Source organism: Pseudomonas trutticola BRTCR10 (assembly GCF_056155105.1).
The window spans coordinates 4,364,153-4,382,205 of the sequence record NZ_CM149552.1 but is presented as its reverse complement, the minus strand read 5'-3'; the positions used below and the strand labels follow the sequence as shown (position 1 = coordinate 4,382,205).

19 protein-coding genes and 2 pseudogenes are annotated in these 18,053 nt (G+C 54.9%); 12 read left to right on the top strand and 9 right to left on the bottom strand.

The window, feature by feature from the left end; translation table 11 throughout:
- Positions 1 to 29: 29 nt before the first annotated feature.
- Complete coding sequence (locus tag ACVVH8_RS19860) at positions 30 to 863, top strand: undecaprenyl-diphosphate phosphatase (protein ID WP_213026109.1); 834 nt, start codon at positions 30 to 32, stop codon at positions 861 to 863.
- Here ACVVH8_RS19860 and ACVVH8_RS19855 read toward each other — a convergent pair whose 3' ends face one another.
- A complete protein-coding gene (locus ACVVH8_RS19855) occupies positions 864 to 1,046 on the bottom strand; it encodes a DUF2388 domain-containing protein (RefSeq protein ID WP_256583557.1) in 183 nt (60 codons plus the stop codon).
- Between the two features lie 273 nt (positions 1,047 to 1,319).
- Entirely contained in the window at positions 1,320 to 2,306 is a 987-nt protein-coding gene (gene dusA, locus ACVVH8_RS19850; protein ID WP_475225829.1) for a tRNA dihydrouridine(20/20a) synthase DusA, read from the bottom strand.
- A gap of 315 nt (positions 2,307 to 2,621) precedes the next feature.
- Between dusA and ACVVH8_RS19845 the strand changes: the two genes are divergently transcribed.
- The 5 genes from ACVVH8_RS19845 to lepB all read left to right on the top strand — a co-directional run bounded on the left by ACVVH8_RS19845 (position 2,622) and on the right by lepB (position 7,220).
- Positions 2,622 to 3,629, top strand: a complete 1,008-nt coding sequence (locus tag ACVVH8_RS19845; protein ID WP_475225827.1) for a hypothetical protein — start codon at positions 2,622 to 2,624, stop codon at positions 3,627 to 3,629.
- A 388-nt stretch (positions 3,630 to 4,017) separates the two neighbouring features.
- Entirely contained in the window at positions 4,018 to 4,806 is a 789-nt protein-coding gene (locus tag ACVVH8_RS19840) for an FRG domain-containing protein (protein ID WP_475225824.1), read from the top strand.
- A 617-nt stretch (positions 4,807 to 5,423) separates the two neighbouring features.
- Positions 5,424 to 5,786, top strand: a complete 363-nt coding sequence (locus tag ACVVH8_RS19835) for a DUF6124 family protein (RefSeq protein WP_475225822.1) — start codon at positions 5,424 to 5,426, stop codon at positions 5,784 to 5,786.
- A 147-nt stretch (positions 5,787 to 5,933) separates the two neighbouring features.
- Positions 5,934 to 6,341, top strand: coding sequence for a hypothetical protein (locus tag ACVVH8_RS19830; protein WP_475225820.1), 408 nt, complete (start codon positions 5,934 to 5,936; stop codon positions 6,339 to 6,341).
- 81 nt (positions 6,342 to 6,422) lie between these two features.
- Positions 6,423 to 7,220 (top strand): signal peptidase I, encoded by a 798-nt coding sequence (lepB, locus tag ACVVH8_RS19825; RefSeq protein WP_475225818.1) that lies wholly within the window; start codon positions 6,423 to 6,425, stop codon positions 7,218 to 7,220.
- Between the two features lie 44 nt (positions 7,221 to 7,264).
- Here the strand turns inward: lepB and ACVVH8_RS19820 are convergent, their stop codons facing one another.
- From ACVVH8_RS19820 to ACVVH8_RS19810, 3 genes are all read right to left on the bottom strand, one after another.
- Positions 7,265 to 8,680, bottom strand: a complete 1,416-nt coding sequence (locus tag ACVVH8_RS19820) for an amino acid permease (protein WP_475225815.1) — start codon at positions 8,678 to 8,680, stop codon at positions 7,265 to 7,267.
- A 138-nt stretch (positions 8,681 to 8,818) separates the two neighbouring features.
- The gene (locus tag ACVVH8_RS19815; protein ID WP_475225813.1) at positions 8,819 to 9,871 is read right to left on the bottom strand and encodes an ornithine cyclodeaminase; all 1,053 of its coding nucleotides are present in this window, start codon (positions 9,869 to 9,871) and stop codon (positions 8,819 to 8,821) included.
- A 50-nt stretch (positions 9,872 to 9,921) separates the two neighbouring features.
- Positions 9,922 to 10,956, bottom strand: a complete 1,035-nt coding sequence (locus ACVVH8_RS19810; RefSeq protein WP_475225811.1) for a histone deacetylase family protein — start codon at positions 10,954 to 10,956, stop codon at positions 9,922 to 9,924.
- A 119-nt stretch (positions 10,957 to 11,075) separates the two neighbouring features.
- Here ACVVH8_RS19810 and ACVVH8_RS19805 point away from each other — a divergent pair, with 119 nt between their 5' ends.
- From ACVVH8_RS19805 to ACVVH8_RS19790, 4 genes and pseudogenes are all read left to right on the top strand, one after another.
- Positions 11,076 to 11,576, top strand: a complete 501-nt coding sequence (locus ACVVH8_RS19805; RefSeq protein ID WP_213026099.1) for an Lrp/AsnC family transcriptional regulator — start codon at positions 11,076 to 11,078, stop codon at positions 11,574 to 11,576.
- A 318-nt stretch (positions 11,577 to 11,894) separates the two neighbouring features.
- A pseudogene (locus ACVVH8_RS19800) lies at positions 11,895 to 13,064 on the top strand (methyl-accepting chemotaxis protein); the annotation flags it as partial.
- A complete protein-coding gene (locus tag ACVVH8_RS19795) occupies positions 13,050 to 13,922 on the top strand; it encodes a methyl-accepting chemotaxis protein (RefSeq protein WP_371919336.1) in 873 nt (290 codons plus the stop codon). The pseudogene ACVVH8_RS19800 and the gene ACVVH8_RS19795, both read left to right, overlap by 15 nt.
- Positions 13,923 to 14,025: 103 nt before the next feature.
- Positions 14,026 to 14,283: pseudogene (locus ACVVH8_RS19790) on the top strand (EAL domain-containing protein); the annotation flags it as partial.
- Positions 14,284 to 14,292: 9 nt separating this feature from the next.
- Here the strand turns inward: ACVVH8_RS19790 and ACVVH8_RS19785 are convergent.
- A complete protein-coding gene (locus tag ACVVH8_RS19785) occupies positions 14,293 to 14,676 on the bottom strand; it encodes a DUF7079 family protein (protein ID WP_475225809.1) in 384 nt (127 codons plus the stop codon).
- A 3-nt stretch (positions 14,677 to 14,679) separates the two neighbouring features.
- On the bottom strand, positions 14,680 to 15,231 hold the full coding sequence (gene pseH, locus ACVVH8_RS19780) for a UDP-4-amino-4,6-dideoxy-N-acetyl-beta-L-altrosamine N-acetyltransferase (protein ID WP_103306324.1): 552 nt from the start codon (positions 15,229 to 15,231) through the stop codon (positions 14,680 to 14,682).
- Between the two features lie 136 nt (positions 15,232 to 15,367).
- Here pseH and ACVVH8_RS19775 point away from each other — a divergent pair, with 136 nt between their 5' ends.
- Positions 15,368 to 15,583, top strand: a complete 216-nt coding sequence (locus tag ACVVH8_RS19775) for a hypothetical protein (protein ID WP_103306323.1) — start codon at positions 15,368 to 15,370, stop codon at positions 15,581 to 15,583.
- A 203-nt stretch (positions 15,584 to 15,786) separates the two neighbouring features.
- Here ACVVH8_RS19775 and ACVVH8_RS19770 read toward each other — a convergent pair whose 3' ends face one another.
- Positions 15,787 to 16,572 carry a transporter substrate-binding domain-containing protein gene (locus tag ACVVH8_RS19770; RefSeq protein ID WP_475225806.1) on the bottom strand — a complete coding sequence of 262 codons (786 nt, stop codon included), beginning with the start codon at positions 16,570 to 16,572 and terminating at the stop codon, positions 15,787 to 15,789.
- Between the two features lie 76 nt (positions 16,573 to 16,648).
- A complete protein-coding gene (locus ACVVH8_RS19765; protein ID WP_315448613.1) occupies positions 16,649 to 17,131 on the bottom strand; it encodes a hypothetical protein in 483 nt (160 codons plus the stop codon).
- Between the two features lie 165 nt (positions 17,132 to 17,296).
- Here ACVVH8_RS19765 and ACVVH8_RS19760 point away from each other — a divergent pair, with 165 nt between their 5' ends.
- Positions 17,297 to 17,962, top strand: a complete 666-nt coding sequence (locus ACVVH8_RS19760) for a ribonuclease T2 (RefSeq protein WP_103306320.1) — start codon at positions 17,297 to 17,299, stop codon at positions 17,960 to 17,962.
- Positions 17,963 to 18,053 lie beyond the last annotated feature (91 nt).

Sequence of the window (18,053 nt, the reverse complement as noted above, 5' to 3'; positions counted from 1 at the left end):
CCCGCCAAGAGCGCTCTGACGGAGGATTAATGGATTTCTGGACCCTTTTCCAGGTGTTGATTTTAGGCGCGGTTGAAGGCCTCACCGAATTCTTGCCGATCTCCAGTACCGGTCACCAGATCATCGTCGCCGACCTCCTGGAGTTCGGCGGCGAACGCGCCATGGCGTTCAACATCATTATTCAACTGGGTGCCATTCTTGCCGTCGTCTGGGAGTTCCGGCCAAAGATCTGCGAAATCGTCAAAGGCCTGCCGACTCAGCGCAATGCTCAGCGTTTCACCCTCAACTTGTTGATCGCTTTTCTCCCAGCAGTGGTATTGGGCGTGTTATTCGCTGACGCGATTCATCACTACCTGTTCAACCCGATCACTGTAGCCGTCGCACTCGTCGTCGGCGGCATCATCATGTTGTGGGCCGAACAGCGTAACCATGTGATCAGCGTCGAGCATGTCGACGACATGCGCTGGTCTGACGCGTTGAAGGTCGGTTTCGTACAATGCCTGGCGATGATTCCCGGAACCTCGCGCTCCGGCTCGACCATCATCGGCGGCCTGCTGTTCGGCCTCTCGCGCAAAGCCGCCACCGAGTTCTCGTTCTTCCTGGCCATGCCGACGATGGTTGGTGCGGCGGTCTACTCCGGCTACAAGTACCGAGACCTGTTCCAGCAAAGCGACCTGCCGGTCTTCGCCTTGGGTTTTGTCACCGCATTCATCTTTGCCATGATCGCCGTGCGCGGTTTGCTCAAGTTCATCGCCAACCACAGCTACGCCGCGTTCGCCTGGTACCGGATCGCGTTTGGCTTGCTGATACTGGCGACGTGGGCTTTCGGCTGGGTGAACTGGACCGCCGCAGCGGCAAGCTGATCACTGAGTGCTGATCAGTGCCGCGACGGCGAGGTCATTCAATTCCGAGTCGGGCAAATCCTGACGAAATTGCTGTAAGGCCGAGGTGAAATACGCGGCCTGCAGCATGCCGTCGCTGGCGAGGAAATACCGCGCCGCTTCGATTTCCTCTACCGAATACACACGTTTTTTCAGTCCGGACATGTCCGACATCCCATCGACCGTGATCATCGTCGTCGTGAAAACCAGAAAGCCGGACATCTGGGTTGATTCAAAAGGGCCATCTTCCCCATCACCGCACCCTTTCAAAAAATCGCAACTGGCGCAGGCGGTGGCAGGGACGGTAAGGAGTAAAGCGAGGAGGGTGAATCGCTTGAATAAAACACAGCTAAACGCGGGCATAAACAAAAGACATCCTGTCGGTACAACAACACTCCGGGCAACGCTCATTCGTTGCCCGCACATACAACGCGTCGATCAACGACCCGCCAACAACTCCGCCGCCTGATCCAGCAACGCCAACGGATCCTTGGCCTTGTGAATATCCACCGACAACAATTGCCGAAACTTGCGCGCCCCCGGAAACCCGGTGCCCAAGCCCAACACATGGCGCGTGATGTGATGCATCGCCCCGCCCGCCAGCAAATGCTCGGCAATGTAAGGCCGCAACTGCGCCAACGCCTCAGCCCGGCTGATCACCGGCGCCGAACTGCCGAACAACTGCTGATCCACCTCCGCCAGCAAATACGGATTGTGATAAGCCTCACGCCCCAACATCACACCGTCGAACGTCTGCAAATGCTCATGGCAAGCCTCCATCGTCTTGATCCCGCCGTTCAGCACAATCTCCAACTCCGGAAAATCCGCCTTCAGCTGCGCCGCCACGTCATAACGCAACGGCGGAATGTCGCGATTCTCCTTCGGCGACAACCCCTCCAGAATCGCAATTCGCGCATGCACGGTGAAGCTCGTACACCCGGCATCGCGCACTGTGCCGACGAAATCACACAACTCCTCGTAACTGTCCCGACCGTTGATGCCGATGCGGTGCTTTACCGTCACCGGAATCGACACCGCGTCACGCATCGCCTTCACACAATCCGCCACCAGTTGCGGGTGCCCCATCAGGCACGCGCCGATCATGTTGTTTTGCACACGATCGCTTGGGCAGCCGACGTTTAGGTTCACCTCGTCGTAACCGTGTTCCTGGGCCATGCGGGCGCAGGCGGCCAGATCCAGCGGAACGCTACCGCCTAACTGCAGCGCGAGAGGGTGCTCGGCTTCGTTGTGACGGAGGAAACGTTCGTGATCGCCGTTGAGCAGGGCGCCAGTGGTGACCATTTCGGTGTAGAGCAGGGCGGTCTTCGACAGGAGGCGTAGGAAGAAACGGCAATGGCGGTCAGTCCAATCCATCATCGGGGCGACGGAGAAGCGGCGGAAGAGTGGGGCGGGTTGTAGAGGCATTTGGGGGGATCTGGATCAAAGGGGTGAAGGTGGGGAGAGTTTATCAGGAATAGGTTGGGACAGAATTCCAAGTGCCTTACCTGCCTGTGCCGTTCGCTGATGAGGGCTTGAACGAATGGACTGAGTATTTTGAGCTGTGCCTGATTTCTCGTGCGGAAGAGTTAGTTTGCTAAGAATTAATCGCAATTGTATGTCAGATGTCGGTTGGTTTCTGTCTTGACTCGGTTGAGATAAACCATAGACATGGTGGTGGCATTTTAGTAGCGTCACATCTTCCATGGACGACTGTCCCAATCAATATCGAGCTGGATCAAAATGGATGCTGCAGCAAATTTTACTCAGTTGTTAGGTGGAGGGCTCGTCGGTTTTGCCTTGGTTTCAGCCACTCTTTCTTTGTGTGAAAATTTGAGGGCCCACACGCTGCGTCTTCTAGCTATTTTTTTTGTGGCTGCGCTTGCTCTATTTTCTAATGACGTGACTACATATTTTGTAGCAATATTTATAGTTGCGACTGCGGTTACGGAACTCGAGTTTCTGCAGAACTTGGCTGCAATTATTAGAGGTAATAAAGAATATTTTGATTATAAAAAAGAGGCTTTATCTAAAGAAAGGAAGTTAGATATCCTGGCAAACGAGGCCGCACAGTCTGCAGTTGTGGTTGAAAGTGGCTTGAGTGCAACTGCGGAAAGCGAGTTAGATAACTCCAGAGCTACAGAGGAATCTAATGATGCACCTAGTCAGATTTCTGTGCAGACTGTTTCCTTAGAAAATGATAGCGATGTTGAAAAAGCTCCCTCATCTCCTCCGAACGCTGAGTATGACGCTGGGAGTATGCAACCTGATCTGAATCAAGAAGTTCCCATTGCCCCCCTCCCTAAGAATCCACCTCTTCCTCGCGTAGGTGGGAATGTAAAAACTTCCAGCGATATTCGGCGAATTTACGAATATGAGGCCAAAGCATTTGATAGCTTAGAACTTCTGTATGGAAAAGCTATAGAGCGTGGTGTTCGGTTTCGTGGTGACAAAAGTGTGATAGAGGTTGATGGTCTTATTGCAAATTTTGATGGCGAAACTGACTTGGTTGTTGAGGTTAAGTATTTGAGTTCCGGTAGAAATTTTATCTCATGGGTCGAATTGATAGGTTTGCAACTAAAGAAGATCGGGTCTCAATATAAACAAATTACTAGAAGGTCTGCGATTATTCATTTTGTTTTGATTTTGGAGGCCGGTGTCGTTCTAACAAATCGTCAAAAAAATGCATTGAATACTTTAGAGGTAAAACATGTATCTGTGTTTACTACGGACTACCTCGAAAAAATTTAGGGGTGAGGAGACAGTTTTTTTGGATCTAGGGTATAAAAATAAATCCGATCTAATTTTCTGAGAAGTAATAAGTGAAAGAGCTAGTCTATGGCGAAGGAAGTAGAATATTAAGAAGGCCACGGTTACATTTGAAAGAGATGAGGCTATTCGGGATGAGGTGGTTAAAAAAGAAATATAACTCCTCAAATACATTTATGTTTACATGGGAACGGTATAGTTAGGTCCTGCGGTGAAGGCCGTGTACATGATTTGGCTTGTTTCGTTCTCGACTTCGGGGGGGAGAATCGAAGAGAAATAGGTAGGGAGTATTTTATGAGTTTGAGTAATAAAGACCGTGGTAGTTTTTTGCCGTTTTGTTAGCTGGTATTAAATGATATGGGGGGCGAAAATGGCCAGAACTGCAAGATGGACTTTGAGGAGGTATAAGAATGGTGTTGCGGAATATACATTGAGTTCGTGGAAGTATTTTTCTGATTTTGTAAGTCAGGAGATGCTTAATTTTACAACATATGTTTATCGTGGGCATGGAGATAGTTCTTGGAAACTTGAGCCAACTCTCGATAGGTTAATAAAGGAACCGACTTCCTATAAGCGCGGCTCCCACTTGGAACGCTTTAAATTTGAGACAAGAGGACGCAGGGGGGCTTCTCCAATTAAGCTGGAGGATGACAACGATTGGTGGGCGTTAGGTCAGCATCATGGACTTGCCACACCTCTGCTTGACTGGACTGAGTCACCTTTTGTTGCCCTTTTTTTTGCAGCAAGTAATGCGAGTGCCTTGGGTTCAGACTGCTTTAGCATTCATGCGATTTCGCAAGGCTCGATAAAAAAAATAAATGAAAAAATAAGCAGTGATAGCAGTATTCCCTTGGTTAATGGGCGAAAGCAAACTGTGAAGATCGTGAAACCGCTGAGCGATGAAAATAAAAGACTTGTTAGTCAGCGAGGGCTATTCACTAGGGGGCCGAATAATGTTGATCTTGAAACGTGGGTTGAGAAGAATTCAGAAGGCGTCGAGCGAGATATTAGGGTTATGAAAGTCGTGATTCCGAATAAGGATGCAAAAGAGTGCTTGCGCTACCTTAATCGAATGAATATAAGTCATTCGACCCTTTTTCCGGATTTGCCTGGTGCGTCAGAGTTTTGTAATCTGCATTTGAATATCGAAAAATATTGAATGTTGGGGGTTTTTGTACGGTGCTGGTTATGTTGGTGTATCTAGTGGAGTAGGCTGAGATTTTTTTTTGAGAGTAGGGGGTAGTTATTGGAATGATGCAGGCTTCAATCGAAAACCTCGGCCTTTGCGTGTTTGCACCTCAGCAGTTGGACTACTGGTGATACCCGTCGTGAACACTTTCCCTTTTTCGAACGTGAAGGCTATTTTGTTTAACTAATTATTAGTGCGGTTTTTAACTTGGTCGAGCGAACCTCAACAGCAAAATTGACATTTGTTTAAATACCGCCACACATTGTCATCCATGCCCTACACCACCTTGCGCCTCCCCCTACACCTAAGACAGAATCCCCCGGCTTGTGCGTCTAGCCCGCAGGTTCTATCGTCCCTACGTCACTGAAAACCAGTGATCGGGTTTGGTAGCCCGTCTCCGTCAGAAGCACAAGACTACTGTCTTGCGACGACGTTTTTCGTCTTCGTTTTATGGTGGTCATGCGCGGGGCGTCTTCGGATGCGCCGGGGTTCCTGACGACCGGTCTACCAACCTGCGTATGGCCTCCACCCTTCGTTTGGTAGCGAGAGTGATGGCTCCTATTCGTTAATCCGTCAGGAGTTACACCATGTTCAAACCAACACCGAATCCGCCGGAAACCGATCCGGCATCCCCGTACCAATCCCCCAATTCCAAAAAACTCCACGAAGCCGCCGAGCGCGCGCTTGATCATTATCTGCTGCCCGCCAGCCACATCATGTCCAGCGTCAACGAGCCTGAGCGCATGTACCTCGCCAACCCGAAGTACGACTCGGAATCCCTGCTAGCCAACGCCAGTGAAACACTCAGTTCTGCCTCGGAAATGCTCAACAACTTCGCCGCAGTGCTCGACCCTTCGCATCGCAAAACCGCGCTGGGCATTGCGCAGGTGGTGATGCTGGGTGAGTTGGCGGTGAATCAGGCGTTGGATAACGTTGAGGTGAAAGCGTAAATCACTCCCCTTTGTGGCGAACGGCTCAGCCGTTGCCACGGAGGGGCTGTTGGCGCTGAGTAAAGCCGCCGGGAGGAGGGCGGGCAAATGGACAGGGTGATGGCTATTTAGTAGCATGCCGCGCCTTTACTCAGGAGTCGCCGCACCATGGAAGCTACATCGTCCCAAGCTTGGTACAACACGCGTCCCGCCGTTGTCTTCATGGCCGTTTTTTATTGCTTTGTCGTATTGATTCAGGCCGGCCTGTGGGTGGCTCATGACGGGTTTCAGCAAGCGCGGGAAGGGGATATTTCGTTTCTGATGCTGTTGAATATTTGTGTAGTGGCGTTGTTGATGTTTGTCGGCGGCTTATTGCTGCTGGCGAGAAAGAAGATCAGTTCTCTGTGCTTTATTCTCGCGTTGATTCTGGGGATTGCCTTTTCTCTGTCGCAAATGAACAGCGGTTCGGTTGTGCATCTGCTTACCCTGCCAATGTTCAAAGAATATGCACTGGTGTTTGGTATCTGGGTGTACAGCCTGCAATTGCGTACGACGGGTTATTTTTCCGCTCAATAAAGCTATTCCAATCGCCCGTAGTGCCCTGTTGGTTGAATAGGCCCGGCGTTTGATTGTCAGCTATTTACGTGAAGAGAATTTATGTCTGCTCCTGATAAGCCGAAGCTGCCGCTGCAAGCATTCGTGATGTCGTGCCTGGTGGCAGACTGGGGTCTGGAGTATGCCGGTCAGGTGAAGTGGGCGGTGCGTGTTGCCGCTTTGCTTTATCTGGGGGTGATTCTACTCGGTGTCTGCGGGGTGCCTGCCACGCCATTTGGCCTGTATGTCTTCGCTACGTTTATTGTCGTGGTGAAACTCGGCTCGGCCGCGGCAGCAGCAATATCGGTACGCAGAAGCGACCGTTCGGCGGCGAGTCCCAGCACCCGTTTCCATGTGCTTTACGTGGTGGCGCTGGTCATTCTCACGCTGGTTCTTTTCGGGCCATTGCGAGGCCCGACACTGGGGTTCAAAACTTACTTCATCCCTTCCGGCTCGATGGTTCCGACCCTTTCGATCGGTGACTATATCGTCACCAAAATGCGCATCGACGCGCCGCAGGTGGGCGACATTGTGACTTATCGCTACAACGGTTCGGAGGCGGTCAAACGTGTGGCGGCTGTGGGTGGCGATACCTTGTCGATTGTTGACGGTAAGGTCATTCGCAACGGCGAAAACATGGGGCTGTTCTTTGCGCCGCCAGAGCGCGTGAAGGATCCTCGTTATCTGCAAACGCCGCAGACTGTGGTCGAGAAAGACCATGTTTATCTGCTCGGTGATAACCGCGATGTCAGTAACGACAGCCGCTTCATGGGCCAGGTCGCAGTCGAAGACATTACTGGCAAAGTCACCGGAATCTGGTTTTCATCCGATCGTTCGAGGATTGGCACAGTCTTTCACTGAGAACAAAAGCCGTCACTTTCAGGTGACGGCTTTCGCCTGCAGATTCAGCCAAACTGACTCGCCGACTCAACCGCAGATTTCGGCTTCCTCAACCGCGTCAACTGGTAAGCAATCGCCAACCAGACAAACCACCCCGGCATGACCATCAACGCAATCCGCGTGTCAGGCCGCAACGCCAGCAACGCCAGCACAAACCCCAAAAACGCCAACGAGAACCAAGCCATCGGTACACCGCCGGGCATCTTGTAGGTCGACTTCGCATGCAGGTCCGGACGTTTTTTCCGGTAGGCGATGTAAGACGCAAGAATGGTCGACCAAGTGAAAATCACCAGAATCGCCGACACGGTGGAGACGATGGTGAACGCGGTCATGACTTCCGGAACGATAAACAGCACCAATACACCCACCAGCATCAACAGCGTGGTGAATGCCAGGCTCAGCAGCGGCACGCTGTTGCTCGACAGTCGGCGGAATATACCCGGAGCGTTGTCCTGATTGGCCAGCCCGAACAGCATGCGACTCGATGAAAACACGCCGCTGTTGGCCGAGGAGGCCGCTGAGGTCAGGACCACGAAATTGACGATACCGGCCGCTGCGGGAAACCCGGCGACGAGGAACAGTTCGACAAAGGGGCTCTTGACCGGAGAAACCTGCTGCCACGAGGTCACGGCAATAATGCAGGTCAGCGCCAGCACGTAGAACAGGATGATCCGCAGCGGAATGGAGTTGATTGCTTTGGGCAGGGTTTTCTCCGGCGATCGGGTTTCAGCGGCGGCGGTGCCGATCAGCTCGGTGCCGGCGAAGGAGAAAATCGCCATTTGAAATCCGGCGAAGAAACCGAACAAGCCGTTAGGGAACGCAGCCTGTTTGTCCACCAGGTGACTCAGGGACGCGGTGACGCCACTGGGCGAGACGAAGGAGCTGGCGATCAGCACGGTGCTGACGCCGATCAGGGTCACGACGGCAATGATCTTGATGATCGCGAACCAGAATTCCACCTCACCGAACAGTCTGACCGTCAGCACGTTTAGCGCGAACAGGGTTGCCAGCATGCCGACGGCGGGTATCCACGCCGGTACGTCGGGGAACCAGTACTGGAAGAATCCACCGACCACGACGGCGTCGCCGATCACCGCCACGCTCCAGCTCAGCCAGTACGACCAGCCGAGGAAGAACGCCGCGCGCGGGCCGAGGTAGGCACCGGCGAAGTCGGCGAAGGTTTTGAAGTTGAGGTTGGACAGGAGCATTTCGCCCATGGCGCGCATGACGAAAAACACGAACAGTCCGATGATCATGTAGATGAGTATGATCGACGTCCCGGAGAGGGCGATGATCTTCCCGGAGCCCATGAACAGGCCGGTCCCGATGGCGCCGCCCATGGCCATTAACTGGATGTGACGATTGCTCAGCGTGCGCTGCAGCGCGGGCTGTTCAAGCAGCCCGGAAGGGTTCGATTTCATTGCAAAACCTCTTGATTTTATGTTTTTGAGTTTTGGCAGAAAGTAGGTGTCGAGGGTTCTTGTTAGAGAGGCAGCGGCTAATCACAGCTGTGCCTGGAGGGTGAATGGCCGCCTCGTAAATGAGGCGGCGATTACCAATCAACCGACGGTACGCAGACGCGAGGTTTTGGCCGGTTGTGGATCGAGCAGTTGGAAAAGGTTTTTGATGTTGGCCGGCGTCGGCACCAGGTGGATGCGTTGGCCGATTTGCTGCGCCTGAGCCAGGTCGTTGAGGTAGCGCAGTGATGAAAAATCTTCCAGGGCAAAACCCACCGAATCGAACACCGTCACCTGCGTATCGTTTTCGCGTCCGGCCACTTCGCCCTGCACAATCCGGAAGAATTCGATCACCGGGGAATTGGCTTCCAGTTGCTGAATGTCGCCTTCAATGCGGGTTTGCGGCTCGAACTCGATGATGACCCGGGCGTTGCGCAGGATGTCGGCGTGCAGTTCGGTTTTGCCCGGACAGTCACCGCCGACCGCGTTGATGTGCATGCCGGGCTCGATCATTTCGGGCGTCAGAATGGTTGCGTAGGCTTTGTCGGCGGTGACCGTGGTGACGATGTCCGCACCCTTGACCGCGTCCTTCACCGAGCTGGCCAGAATGACCTCGATGTCCGGGAACGCCGCGAGGTTGTGCTTCAACTTGAGTGACGCATCGCGATCAATATCGAAGATGCGGATTTCGCTGATGCCCAACATTTCATGAAAGGCCAGTGCCTGGAATTCACTTTGCGCTCCATTGCCGATGAGGGCCATCGAGGTCGCACCGGGGCGAGCCAGCGATTTCGCGACTAGCGCGGAGGTTGCGGCGGTGCGCACGGCGGTGGTCAGGGTCAGTTCGCTGAGCAGGGTGGGGTAGCCGCTCTGCACATCCGCCAGAAGCCCGAAGGCCATGACCGTGAGCAAATTCTGCTGGCCGTTGTTCGGGTGGCCATTGACGTATTTGAACGAGTACTGCTGGCCGTCGTCGGTGGGCATCAATTCGATCACGCCGTCTGCCGAGTGATTGGCCGTGCGCGGCGATTTATCAAACTGCGCCCAGCGTGCGTAATCCGCCTCGATGTAGCCGGCCATTTCGCGGAGGGCGCGGCGGATACCGACTTGGGTGAAAAGGCGTGCAGCATCATCGACATCAATAAAAAGCGTCATGTTTTTGTTCTCCGATCCAGACATTGAAAGGCTGTAGAGCGCGGGGTGGCTCAGCTGCGTTTGCTCTCGAAACCGTGCAGCACGTTGACCGCATTGATGCCGATTTCATCGACCATGTAGCCGCCCTCCATGACGAACAGGGTCGGGCAGCCGACGCTGGCGATCAGTTCACCGATGCCGATGAAATCCTCGCTTTCCAGCAGGAAGTGGCTGATGGGGTCGTCCTTGAACGTGTCGACACCGAGGGAAATCACCAGCACTTCAGGCGCGAACTGCTGGAGTTTTTTGCAGGCGTGGAGCAGGGCGTTGCGGTAACTCTCCCAAGTGGTGTTTTTCGGCAGGGGATAGTTGAGGTTGTAACCCTCGCCGACACCCGCGCCGACTTCGTGGCTGTACCCGGAGAAATACGGGTAGGACACCGCCGGTTCGCCGTGCAGCGACACGAACATGACGTCGCTGCGCTGGTAAAAGATGTTTTGCGTGCCGTTGCCGTGATGGAAGTCGACGTCCAGCACCGCGACACGTTTGGCGCCTTGGGTGATGGCTTGTTGCGCGGCAATGGCGGCGTTGTTGAGGTAGCAATAACCGCCCATGTATTCGCGCGCGGCGTGATGACCGGGCGGGCGGCACAGGGCGAAGGCGCTGTCGTGGCCTTCATCAAGCAGGGCCAGGCCAGTGAGGGCGATATCGGCGCTGGTTTTCACCGCTTGCCAGGTCGTCGCGGTGATCGGCGAACCGGCGTCCATGGCATAGAAACCGAGCTTGCCGTCGATGAATGTTGGCACGTCCTCGTTGGCCAGATCGCGCACCGGCCAGACCAGTGGCAAGGCGTCGTGAGTGCGACCGGTTGCGCACCATTCGCTCCAGGCAGTTTCCAGAAAACTGACGTAGCGCTCGCTGTGCGCGTTGACGTAGCACGAGCGATCAAACGCGCGCGGTTCGACGATCTGGCCAAGGCCGACCTGTTTGACGCGGTTGTGCACGGTGTCGGCGCGACTCGGTTGTTCGAACGAGGGCTTGAGCACGCCGTCTTTCAATTCGGTGCCGTGGTGCAAACGGTGGGAATCACTGAAAACTGTAAACATTCTGCGCATCCGTTAATGTGAGCCAGTGCAAATATTCTGTTCCGGCCGGGCTGCGCTTTCTTTGCTTTGTGTTCGTTATTCAGTCGATTATTCGGGCGTTTTTACTCAGGAATGGCGTCATGCAGAAAAAAATATCCAAGCGCATCAGCCTCGACGAGACCGACCTGGCGATTCTTGAGTTATTGCAGGAGGACGCCAGTATTTCCAACGCTGAACTCAGTGAGCGGCTTTCGCTGAGCCTTACGCCGTGCTGGCGGCGGCGCAAGCGCATGGAGGAGGCCGGGGTCATCAAGGGCTATCAGGCCAATCTGGATCGGCGAATGCTCGGGCTGGATATCATGGCGTTCGTGCACATTCGTTTTTCCACCCACGCCGATCACGCGCCTGACGCCTTCGAGGCGGTGATTGCGCAATTGCCGGAGGTGGTGGCCTGTCACAAGATCACTGGCGATGCCGATTATGTGTTGCAGGTATTGGCGGAGGATCTTGATAGTTACAGCGACTTTATCGAGCAGGTGCTCCGGCGTCAGGTGGGGATTGCTTCCATTCAGTCCAGCCTGGCATTGCGCGAGGTCAAGACCGGTAGTCGTATCGCGATTCCCAAGCCGGCAAAGGATTGAGTCGCCAGGCTTTTGAATCCGCATTTTCAGCTGCGTTTCGCGCCAGTAGCGATGTGCCATAAATCGTGATGGCAATGCGTCATCACGCTGCTCAAAAAGTTCAACGCTTATACAAAAATATAAAGTTGTACAAGTTTTCGTAAAATTTATAGCATCCCTCCAGACACCTTTGCTGAATCGATAAATCCCGCGTGCAGACGCCGTTTGCGACGTGATGGATTTGTCTGCCGATGCTCGCGTCGGATTTTTCTTCGACGCATCAACAGCATCGCTTTTTGCATTTCCGGGACAGCTGGAGCGTCCCGTATTACGCCTTGGATGACGACCCCCGAATGTCTGGACGGTGACTGTGGTTACCGGAGATCAATTTTTTGTGCCTGGCGTTTCACGTCAGGGCGTTTGAGGCTGAATATGGCAGTAGCATCGAATTTCCTGGGTGACATCAAAGTTTCCCGCAAGCTGGGAACCGGTTTCGGCATTCTTTTGCTGGCTGTTTTGGCGGTTGCCTTTATTGGCTATAACAGCAACAGCGTGCTGGTTGATCGCTTGAGTACGACGCGCCTTATCGGCAAGTTGAATGACGCTACGCAAGATATGCGTTTGTCCGAGAAACAGTACGAAGCCGCCGCTGACGCCGCATTCGCTGAATCCTATAACGCTCAGTTGAACGTCTTGCAGGGCCTTGTGAGCAAGGCGCTGGACACCTTGACCCGCGCTGAGAACCAGCAAGCCTTGAAGGCTTTGCAAACCACGATTGTTGCCTACGACCAGAAGGTCAAGCGGCTGATCGCTGCCGATCAGTCGACCACGGATGCCCTGAAACCGCTGGGTGCGCTGTCGGACAAGTACGCACAGACCTTTGCCGGCATGCTTGAAGGCACCACCACCAGTGCACTGGCGTCTGCCGATGGCGAGCGCGTTCGGGAGCTGCGCACGGTGGCCGACTTGCGCAATGGCATGACCCTGTTTCGCCTGATGCTGCGTCGTTACATTGCGGTGCCCAACGACGTGAACAAAAACCTGCTGATGGAGACCATCGATACCTTCTTGAGTGATATCACCAAGGCGCGTACCAGCCTGCCGACGGGCCTGTCGAGCCAACTGGAAGAAGCGCACGCCGGCATGCGGCGTTATCGCGAAGTATTGGTGGAAGTGGCCGCGCTGTTTGAGCAGAAGCAGAACATGCGCGAGCAGGTCGACCAGGAAAGCAAGGCCATGGACAAGATCATGAATGGCCTGATGGACACCCAGCAGCGTCTGGCGCTTGAAGATCAGCACTCAGCCTTTGTTCAGATCGCCGTATTGACCGTGTTGGCGCTGGTGATCGGGCTGATTGCTTCGGTGGTCATTTCGCGGCAGATCACTGCGCCGCTGGCGCTGACAGTTGAACTGGCTCGACGTATTGCCAAAGGCGATCTGACGGTACAGGCCAAGTCTGCGCGCAAGGATGAGTTGGGCGATCTGCAAAACGCGATGCAGGACATGGCGCAGAACCTCAATACGCTGGTGCAAGGTATCGGCCATGGCGTCACGCATATTTCCACCTCTGCGGAAAAGCTCTCAGCTATGAGCGAACAGACCAGCGCGGGTGTACGTCAGCAAAAAAGCGAAGTGGATCAAGTTGCCACGGCGATGCATGAAATGGCTTCGACCGTGCAGGAAGTTGCGCGTAACACGACTGACGCGTCCGCTGCCGCGACCTTGGCTGATCAACAGGCGCGCCACGGCAGTACGGTGGTGAAACAGGCGACGGTGCAGATCAGTGAGCTCGCTGTGGCCATTGAAGAGTTAGGCGGCGCGATGAACGTGCTGTCGCAGGACAGTGAGCAGATCGGCAAAGTGATCGATGTGATCAAAGCCGTCGCGGAGCAGACCAATTTGCTCGCGTTGAACGCCGCTATCGAAGCGGCGCGGGCGGGTGAGCAGGGGCGTGGTTTTGCCGTGGTGGCAGACGAAGTGCGTTCGCTGGCTCAGCGCACGCAAGACTCGACCAAGGAAATCGAAGCGCTGATCGTCACCTTGCAACAACGCACGCAAGCAGCCTCTACGCTGATGACCTCCAGCCGCGAGCGCACCCTCGATACGGTGGTGTTGGCGCAGAAAGCCGAATTGGCAATTACCGAGATCAACCAGTCCATCGGTACGATCCAGGAAATGAGCCTGCAGATCTCGGCCGCAGCCGAGCAGCAAAGCGCCGTGGCCGACGAAATCAATCGCAGCATCGTCAGTGTGCGTGATGTGGCCGACCAGTCGGCTGTCGCCAGCGAAGAAAGTGCGGCAGCGACGATTGAGTTGGCGTCGCTGGGGCAGGACTTGCAACGCATGACCGCGCATTTCCGCACCTGATTAGCGGATGAGCCCGCGGCGCCCGCGCCGTTGGGCTTTAGCCGTAACAGCAGTTTCTTTATTGATAACCAAGGAAGGTTGATATCCCGTTATCGGGGGTGTCATGACCTATTTTGCAAAATCATTCTCCGCTCCCGAGGCGTGTCAGGGCTGTAAAAACAAAGGCATGCCGGATATGGATTTCGCCTTCGCCTTTCAGCCTATTGTGGACTTGCGCGATCAAACGACCTTTGCCCATGAAGCGCTGGTTCGCGGCGTGAATGGCGAAGGCGCATTGTCTGTTCTGGAGCGGATCGACGATCAAAACCGTTATCGATTCGATCAACTGTGTCGTGTGCGGGCTATTTCATCGGCTGCGAGTTAGGGCGGCTCAGCTCAATTGTTTAAGGTGGGCCGAAAGCTCTTTCCACGCGTCCCCATAGTTAAACCGCAACCAAGCGGTGTGCAGTCGATGGAGCTGCCGTCGCATCCAGCTGTTTTTCTTCGCCAGCAGCATGTCCTCGATGTCCTGATTCAACTCATCGGCTTTGAATCCTGTCCAGATCGGCGGCAGTGGGCCGGCGAGGTTCCAGGCGCAGATGACGGCGACTTCTGAATAGAGGATGTCTTTGATCTGTTCCGGGTCGTAGCCTTCGACTTGTCTGGCGATGTAGGGGTAATCCACGGCGGTGTCGACAAAGATCCACGACAGGGCGTCGCGGATTTTGTAGAGCTCGGCTGGGCTCAGTTCGCGTCGCAAAATCGGGCGGTCCATGCGCTAAACGTTATTTAGACGTTCGATAACAGGTGCCAGAGCCGGGCGCTTGTTCTGCCATTCAGCTTTGGTAATCCCCAACAAAACTACGTCAATCCGAACGCCTTCCTTGACCACGTTCTGCCGCCGAACACCTTCCACTTCAAACCCGAATTTCTGATGCATCTTGACCACCGCCGAATTCACTGCCAGCACTTCGCAATTCAGCTTCTCCAACCCCGCCACATCAAACGCGTAATCGAGCATCCAGAACTCGACCAAACTGCCCAGCCCCTTACCCTGCAACCCAACGTCCAGATAAAATGCCCAGTCCGCCGTTTTATGCAGTTCGTTGATCGCGTTCAACGAAACAACCCCAACCGCTTGTTCATCCTTGATCACCACAAACACTTGCTGCCGTGGATTGCCCTGTAAAGAAGTCAGCCAGTTCGCATGTTCCTGTTCGGTGATTTCATGGGAGGTGTACATGAACTTGCGCACGTCTTCCTGGTTGCGAAGTGTGCGCACATGGGCCTGGATGGCGGGGCTGGCGTCGGTGAGGGGGAGGAATTGCATGGGGATGTCCTTGTCTGGCGGTCTGGCGATTCTGAACCGGCGCTGTCGATCAGGAAAGTTTCATGTTGCGGTGTGTGGGGCAGGCCTAGGATGTTGGCACAAGATCGTCGCTTTTTATCCCGAGGGGAATCGTGCCATGCGCCTGAATATCGTCAAAGTGCTGTTGATTGCTGCTGCGGTGTCGGTGTTGAGTGCTTGTTCGGGGGCGGGCGGGTTGACGACGACCAGTTGTTTTTCGGCGGATTGTCAGTCGCTGGACGGGCGTAGTAATGCGACGACGCTGAAGTTCGGCGGGAACAGTATTGGCAGCAGTCTCAATCAGTACAGCTCCGGGATGCTGCATGACGATTGAAGTAGACGGATGAATTGTGGCGAGGGAGCAAGCTCCCTCGCCACAGTTTCGGTGGCTTCACTGAAAAAAAGGGGGGGGCGCTTCGCGACCCATCGGGGATAAATCCCCTCGCCACAGGTTCAGTGTTCTTACAGACAGTGTTTGAAGAAACCTGCCATTTTCTCTATCGCCGGGCAGCGAGGCCAGTGAATCGCTGAAAAAGCTCACTGAGGCAGCGCAATCCATTCGCTCAGGGTTTTCTGATATTTCCCGGTGACCTTGCTCAGGTGCAGCCACTGATCGACGTAGAGTTTCCAGCTGATGTCATCGCGTGGCAGCAGATAGGCCTTTTCGCCGTACTGCATGTATTGGTGCGGATTCACTGCGCACAAACCGGGTTTGAGCTTCTGCTGATACAGCGCTTCCGAGGCGTCGGTGATCATCACGTCAGCCTTGTTGTCGAGCAGTTGCTGGAAGATCGTCACGTTGTCGTGCAGGGCCAGTTGCGCTTTGGGCAGGAAGGCGTGGACGAAGGCTTCGTTGGTGCCGCCGGCCGGTTCGACCAGGCGCACGTTGGGCTGGTTGATTTGTTCAATCGTCTGGTACTTGGACTGATCGGCGCAGCGTACCAGCGGGATTTTGCCGTCGGTGTCGAGGGTGTTGCTGAAGTAGGCCTTTTTCTGCCGCTCCAGCGTCACCGAAATCCCGCCCATGCCGATGTCGCACTTGCCGGCCTGCATGTCCGGCATCAGGGTTTTCCAAGTGGTCTGCACCCATTCGACTTTGACGCCGAGGCTGTCGGCCAGCGAGCGGGCCATGGCGATGTCGATACCTTCGAAATCACCGTCGTCGCGTTTGAAGGTGTAGGGCTTGTAGTCGCCAGTGGTGCAGACGCGCAATTGGCCTTGTTGCTGGATGCTGTCGAGGTGTGAGGTCTGTTCTGCTGCCTGAACGCTGAAGGTCAGGGGCAGGGCCAGCAGAGTACCGAGCAAGAGTGTGGTTTTTGTCATGTCCGTCGGGCTTCAAAGGGATCGGAGCGAGAAGTTAACCACGTTCTCGGCGCTGATCCCTATCGGCGAAGTGCGCCTACAAGCCCAAACCTTCCTGCACCACCTGCAGCAGATTGTTTTCCGTCAGCGCAATCGCATCCAGTTCCTGCCCGGTTTCAACGGTCTGCAGCCACCAATGGCTTTCGCCGTGTTCATCGACGGTGCGCAGCAGGTAAGTGTTTCTGTCTGGCAGGGTGATTTGCACGCGTCCGGCGCCATCTTCGGTAAAGCGGGCGATGGGATCAAATGTCAGGCTTTGGTTGTTCGCATCTATGACCAGTTGGTCGATGGCGTAGTCGTGGGATTCGCCATCCGGGGAGGTTTCGCATATGTGCGTAGGATTGCGTCGAATCTTCAGGCCGACTTCGGTCACCGGTTGCAGCCATGCTTCGATGCGGTGGTACAGGTCGTAGACCTGCGCCGGCCAGCAATCGATCTCCAGTTCCGCGCAGGTGATGTCGTCCGCGTGGGTGTGCCGGGTTTGCTTGAGCTTCGCGGCGAGTTCGTCTGCTTTACTCATTTCAGATCCCTGTGTTTGATGTCTGCCTGTTAATCGTAGACGTTTCAACGGGGTAGGGCGTTGCCTTGCGTCATGCGCCTGCAACACAAGCGTGTCCAAATCACCGCTGACCACGTCTGGTCAGCAACGAAAACCACGGACGCAGGCGTCCCAAGGAGCGGGTACATGAAAAAGCTGTTTACAATTTTGGCGGTGATTGCGCTGACGGCCGGTAGTATCGGCCTGAGTTCGGCGCGGCAATCGCAGTCGAGCAAAGCGCAGGCGGAATCGGTGGCGGGGGTGTTCGATTACTACCTGCTGACGTTGTCCTGGTCGCCGACCTTTTGCCTCACCCACAAGGACGATGTGCAATGTTCCGGCAAGGGTTACGGCTTTGTCCTGCACGGTTTGTGGCCGCAATACGCCAAGGGTGGCTGGCCGGAATCCTGCCCGCCGCTGACCACGCTGTCAGCGGCAGAAAGCAGCAAAGGCCTGACGCTGTTCCCGACCAAGAAGCTGCTCGATCACGAATGGTCGAAGCACGGCACTTGCAGCGGCCTCGGTGCGATGGGCTATCTGGATGCGGCGGATAAAGCCGTGGGCGCGGTGAAAATTCCTCAAGAGCTGCAACCGTTCAGCACTTCGTATTACTTCGAGGCGCAGGAAATTTCCGATCTGTTCCGCAAAGCCAATCCGGGGATACCGGCGGACGGCATTGCAGTCATTTGCAGTGGTCCGGAGTTGTCGGAAGTGCGCGTGTGCATGGGCAAGGATTTGCAGTTTGGCGCGTGCGGCAAGGGTGTGAAGACTCAGTGCCGGGCGGGGGATATTCGAGTGCCGCCGTCGCGTTGATTTGACTCAAAGTCGAGAAGACAAGCACTAAACCTGTGGCGAGGGAGCAAGCTCCCTCGCCACAGGGTTTTGGTATACCGGAGTATTTTGC

Coding starts and splice junctions, on each gene's coding strand:
- ACVVH8_RS19860 (WP_213026109.1), top strand. CDS start 30: ATGGATTTCTGGACCCTTTTCCAGGTGTTGATTTTAGGCGCGGTTGAA.
- ACVVH8_RS19855 (WP_256583557.1), bottom strand. CDS start 1,046: ATGTCCGGACTGAAAAAACGTGTGTATTCGGTAGAGGAAATCGAAGCG.
- dusA (WP_475225829.1), bottom strand. CDS start 2,306: ATGCCTCTACAACCCGCCCCACTCTTCCGCCGCTTCTCCGTCGCCCCG.
- ACVVH8_RS19845 (WP_475225827.1), top strand. CDS start 2,622: ATGGATGCTGCAGCAAATTTTACTCAGTTGTTAGGTGGAGGGCTCGTC.
- ACVVH8_RS19840 (WP_475225824.1), top strand. CDS start 4,018: ATGGCCAGAACTGCAAGATGGACTTTGAGGAGGTATAAGAATGGTGTT.
- ACVVH8_RS19835 (WP_475225822.1), top strand. CDS start 5,424: ATGTTCAAACCAACACCGAATCCGCCGGAAACCGATCCGGCATCCCCG.
- ACVVH8_RS19830 (WP_475225820.1), top strand. CDS start 5,934: ATGGAAGCTACATCGTCCCAAGCTTGGTACAACACGCGTCCCGCCGTT.
- lepB (WP_475225818.1), top strand. CDS start 6,423: ATGTCTGCTCCTGATAAGCCGAAGCTGCCGCTGCAAGCATTCGTGATG.
- ACVVH8_RS19820 (WP_475225815.1), bottom strand. CDS start 8,680: ATGAAATCGAACCCTTCCGGGCTGCTTGAACAGCCCGCGCTGCAGCGC.
- ACVVH8_RS19815 (WP_475225813.1), bottom strand. CDS start 9,871: ATGACGCTTTTTATTGATGTCGATGATGCTGCACGCCTTTTCACCCAA.
- ACVVH8_RS19810 (WP_475225811.1), bottom strand. CDS start 10,956: ATGTTTACAGTTTTCAGTGATTCCCACCGTTTGCACCACGGCACCGAA.
- ACVVH8_RS19805 (WP_213026099.1), top strand. CDS start 11,076: ATGCAGAAAAAAATATCCAAGCGCATCAGCCTCGACGAGACCGACCTG.
- ACVVH8_RS19795 (WP_371919336.1), top strand. CDS start 13,050: ATGCAGGACATGGCGCAGAACCTCAATACGCTGGTGCAAGGTATCGGC.
- ACVVH8_RS19785 (WP_475225809.1), bottom strand. CDS start 14,676: ATGGACCGCCCGATTTTGCGACGCGAACTGAGCCCAGCCGAGCTCTAC.
- pseH (WP_103306324.1), bottom strand. CDS start 15,231: ATGCAATTCCTCCCCCTCACCGACGCCAGCCCCGCCATCCAGGCCCAT.
- ACVVH8_RS19775 (WP_103306323.1), top strand. CDS start 15,368: ATGCGCCTGAATATCGTCAAAGTGCTGTTGATTGCTGCTGCGGTGTCG.
- ACVVH8_RS19770 (WP_475225806.1), bottom strand. CDS start 16,572: ATGACAAAAACCACACTCTTGCTCGGTACTCTGCTGGCCCTGCCCCTG.
- ACVVH8_RS19765 (WP_315448613.1), bottom strand. CDS start 17,131: ATGAGTAAAGCAGACGAACTCGCCGCGAAGCTCAAGCAAACCCGGCAC.
- ACVVH8_RS19760 (WP_103306320.1), top strand. CDS start 17,297: ATGAAAAAGCTGTTTACAATTTTGGCGGTGATTGCGCTGACGGCCGGT.